2 protein-coding genes are annotated in these 4105 nt (G+C 46.5%); both read right to left on the reverse strand.

Translation table 11 applies throughout. The annotated features are described in order from the left end of the window. Positions 1-102 precede the first annotated feature (102 nt). Complete coding sequence (topA, locus tag Q0314_RS05365; RefSeq protein ID WP_298057330.1) at positions 103-2211, reverse strand: type I DNA topoisomerase; 2109 nt, start codon at positions 2209-2211, stop codon at positions 103-105. A gap of 271 nt (positions 2212-2482) precedes the next feature. Further along, on the reverse strand, positions 2483-3985 hold the full coding sequence (locus tag Q0314_RS05370; protein ID WP_298057332.1) for a flagellin B: 1503 nt from the start codon (positions 3983-3985) through the stop codon (positions 2483-2485). Positions 3986-4105 lie beyond the last annotated feature (120 nt).

A 4105-nucleotide genomic window follows, 5' to 3' on the forward strand; every position in this document is an offset into this window, starting at 1 on the left:
AGACGAGGCGGAAATGAGCCGAGCGAGGGCGCATACAAGTAGTATGTAACCGAGCTTCGGCGAAATTTCTAACGAAGTATAAACCAAAAAGACAAGCCGCCGTTATTGCTCCGCGATTTGCACCTTTTTCTTGCACTTCGTACACTCGTGAAACGTCCCTTTTTTTAGCTCTTTTTTGATCATATCGCCGCCGCATTCGTCGCATTTTTCGGCGACCGGCTCGTAGTTTGAGACGAAGTCGCATTTGGGGTAGTTTGCGCAACCGTAAAATTTACCTCTGCGGCTGATGCGCTCGACGATATCGCCGCCGCATTTTGGACACGGCACGTCGATCTTTTTGAGCTCTTTTTTCGGTTTTGTCGCCGCTTCGCCTTCCTGCGTGCCTTGCCCTTCCTTTGCGATATTGCGCGAGTATTTGCATTTTGGGAAATTTCCGCACGCGATAAACTCGCCGTAGCGTCCCTTCCGCAGTAGTAGTTCGCCGCCGCATTCAGGGCACTTTTCGCCGATAGGGGTGGCGACTTTTTGGCTTTTTATGCCCGTTTTGCCAGCTGAAATTTTATCTATAAACGGATGATAAAAATCGCTCAAAAGCTTTTGCCAGTCGGCTTTGTCTTCGGCGACGTGGTCGAGCTTTTCTTCCATATTTGACGTAAATTCGCTATCTACGATATCGCTAAAATGCTCCTCCAAAACGCCCATCATCGTAAAGGCGATCTCGTTTGGCACGAGCTGCTTTTTCTCGACCTTGACGTAGTCGCGGGAGGTTAGTAGCGAGATGGTCGGCGCGTAAGTGCTAGGGCGCCCTATGCCTAGGCTTTCTAGCTTTTTAACGAGTCCGGCCTCCGAGTAGCGAGACGGCGGTTCGGTGAAGTGCTGCGAGCTTTTGATGCTTTGCAGGCTCATCTCGTCGCCGATTTTTAGGTCGGGCAAAATTTTATCCTTATCCATATCGCCGTAAACGCGGTAAAATCCGTCAAACAGCACCTTGCGGCCGCTTATTTTAAACTCGCCCTTTGCGCCCGCGACGAATACGTTTTGCGTTTGGCTCACGCTAGCGCTCATCTGGCAGGCTAAAAAGCGGTTGTAGATGAGCGTGTAGAGGCGTAGCGCGTCTTTTTCTAGATATTGCGCGGCGATAGCTGGCGTGAAGCTAAGATTGGTCGGGCGGATCGCCTCGTGGGCTTCTTGCGCGCCTTTGCTTTTGGTTGCGTAAATTTTAGCCTTTGCCGGCAAGTAGCGTTCGCCGTACTCTTTCTCGATCGTCTCGCGCGCGGCAGCTACGGCCTCTTTGGCGAGATTTAGGCTATCCGTTCTCATGTAGGTTATCGCGCCCATGAAGCCCTGATGCGTCTGCACGCCCTCGTATAAATTTTGCGCGATCATCATCGTTTTTTTCGGGCTAAAGCCTAGGCGGTTGCTCGCGCTTTGTTGTAGCGTCGAGGTCATAAAAGGCGGCGCGGGCTCGGTTTTGCGCTCTTTGCTCTCGATCTCGCGGACGCTAAATTTGTCATTTTTTAGATTTTCTACTATAAATTTGGCTCTATCGCCGTTTGTTATCGTGAGCTTTTCTATCTTTTGCGCTTCAAATTTAACCAGCTCGGCGTCGAGGTCTTTTTTGAAAACCGCGTCGATACTGTGGTATTCGATCGGTTTAAAGTCGCGAATCTCGCGCTCGCGGTCTACGATTATTTTTAGAGCGGCGCTTTGTACGCGTCCTGCGCTTAGCCCTTTTTGGATTTTTAAATTTAATAGCGGCGAGAGCTTGTAGCCAACGATTCGGTCTAACAGGCGGCGGGCTTGCTGTGCGTTTACGCTATCCATATTTATCGTGCGAGGGTTTTTTAAAGCGGCTTCGATGGCGCTTTTGGTGATCTCGTGAAACACGATGCGAGGCAGGCTCTCGGGCTTTTTGCCGATGGCTGCGGCGATGTGGTAGGCGATGGCCTCTCCTTCGCGGTCCTCATCGGTTGCGAGGTAGATTTGGTCGGCGTTTTTGGCTAGTTCTTTGATCTCTTTTACGATCGCGGAGTGATCGGCGCTTATTTTGTATTCGGGAGTAAATTTTTCGCCCTCGATCTTGATGCCAAATGCCGTCTTTGGCAGATCTCTTATGTGGCCTTTTGATGCGATGACGTCGTAGTCTTTGCCTAGAAAGTTTTTTATCGTTTTGGCTTTCGCGGGAGATTCCACGATGATTAAGCTTTTCATTAATATAGCCTTTTTAATTTTTTGCGGTAATTGTAGCAAAAAATTTAAACTAATGGCATTAATTTATCGTTTGAATTTAAATTTGACTTGGAAAAGTGGGATAAAATTTGGAGCAAAAAGTCGAGCGGGTAAAACTCGACTTTAAAATTCACTTCTAAAGAGCAGGCGTCAAATTTGGCGCCTACATTAACCATTATTTTTGGAGATGTCTTAACTATTGGTGTTTGGGTTTTTGAAATTTAAGACCGCCGAAGCGGCCTTAAAGTGTTAACTACTGAAGTAGTCTTAAAACGTTTTGCTGAACAGAGTTAGCTTGGCTCATAGCATAACTTCCTGACTGAGCAAGGATGTTAAACTTAGAGAAGTTTGCTGACTCGGCAGCGAAATCAACGTCTCTGATTTGAGATTCGGCTGATTTTACGTTTACTTGAGTAACTGTGATGTTGTTTACGGTTGCAACAAGTTGATTTTGAACAGAACCTAGGTCTGAGCGGATCTGGTCAAGTGTTTTTTGAGCAGACTCAGCGATATCCATAACAGCCATCGCACCGCGTAGAGTCATAACGCCTGCTGATTGAGCAGAAGTCATTACGCCGTTACTCATTCTTTGGAAGCCCATAGCAGCAGCTATGTCTGGATCTAGCTGACCTCTGATATCTCTTAGAGCTACTGACTGCTGGTTACCGCCCTGGCTGTTAGCAGTTTTACTAAACGCTACAGATAGGTCTCCTGTACCTGCGCCTGTTGAAACCTTGATATCGCGACCGTCTAGGCGAACTAGGTTTAGGCGTCCGATGAACATAGATGTTCCTCTTTTACCGCCTAGGCCGGCACTTACTTTGTCGCCTGAGATTTTTATAGCTCTACCGTCGCGGCTAGTTAGTACCATTCTGCCTTCTGTGTTTACAGAAGCTTCTACGCCCGTTTGGTCTTTAACTTTGTTGATAGCATTTACCAAAGCATTGTTTTTATCGCCTGCTTTTACTTCTAGGTCGCCGATTTTTACGCCGTTTATGACAAGGCTTAGGATCTGACCGCCGCTGATAGCTTTACTAGATACCCATGTGGTATCAAACGTAGCTCTAACGCCTGTTCTATCGGTTACTTTATTGATATTTTCAGCTAGTGCGCCTACGCCTTTACCTAGACCGGTTGAAATTGTAGCCGCAGCTACTTTTACGTTGTTTATACCGTCTACGTTTAGGAAAGTAAGGCTAACTACGCCTGCAAATGTCAATAGCTTAGAGCTCTCAAATCTTGTTAGACCGATCTTATCCGACGTAGTAGCGCCGATAGAAGCCTTAACGGTTTGGTTTGAGTAAGCGCCGATTTGGAACTCTTTGTTAGAGAATGTTCCGTTTAGTAACTGCTGACCATTGAAAGACGTAGTATTACCGATGTTGTCTAGCTCTTCCATTAGGCGAACGATATCGGCTTGTAGCGCTTGACGAGAATCTGCTGTTTGACCGTCTTGAGCTGATTGAGTAGCTTTTACTTTGATAGTATCAAGGATTTTTAGCTGCTCGTCCATAGCTTTATCCGCTACTTGGATGATACCGATAGCGTCGTTACCGTTTGCGATAGCTTGGCCAAGCGCGCTAGCTTGAGAGCGAAGGCTATCAGCGATAGCAAGACCAGAAGCGTCATCTGCTGCAGTTTGGATTCTCAAACCTGAGCTAAGTTTACCCAAAGAAAGAGAAAGGTTGCGGTTGTTACCGACTGCGTTTGCGTGTGTGTTTAGAGCGTTGATGTTCGTGTTAATACGAAAACTCATTGTAAATCCTTTTAAAGTTTAATTACGACTTCTTGTCGTTCAAAAACTATATCGGACGAAATCAAAAAAACTTTAGGGGTAGAGGTAAAATTTTTTTATTTTTTTCAAATTTGATTGAGA

This window comes from uncultured Campylobacter sp., from assembly GCF_938040115.1.
Taxonomy (GTDB): Bacteria; Campylobacterota; Campylobacteria; order Campylobacterales; family Campylobacteraceae; genus Campylobacter_A.

What these genes read in the sequence shown, in the direction of transcription:
- topA (WP_298057330.1), bottom strand. Translation starts at nt 2,211, where the DNA reads ATGAAAAGCTTAATCATCGTGGAATCTCCCGCGAAAGCCAAAACGATA.
- Q0314_RS05370 (WP_298057332.1), bottom strand. Translation starts at nt 3,985, where the DNA reads ATGAGTTTTCGTATTAACACGAACATCAACGCTCTAAACACACACGCA.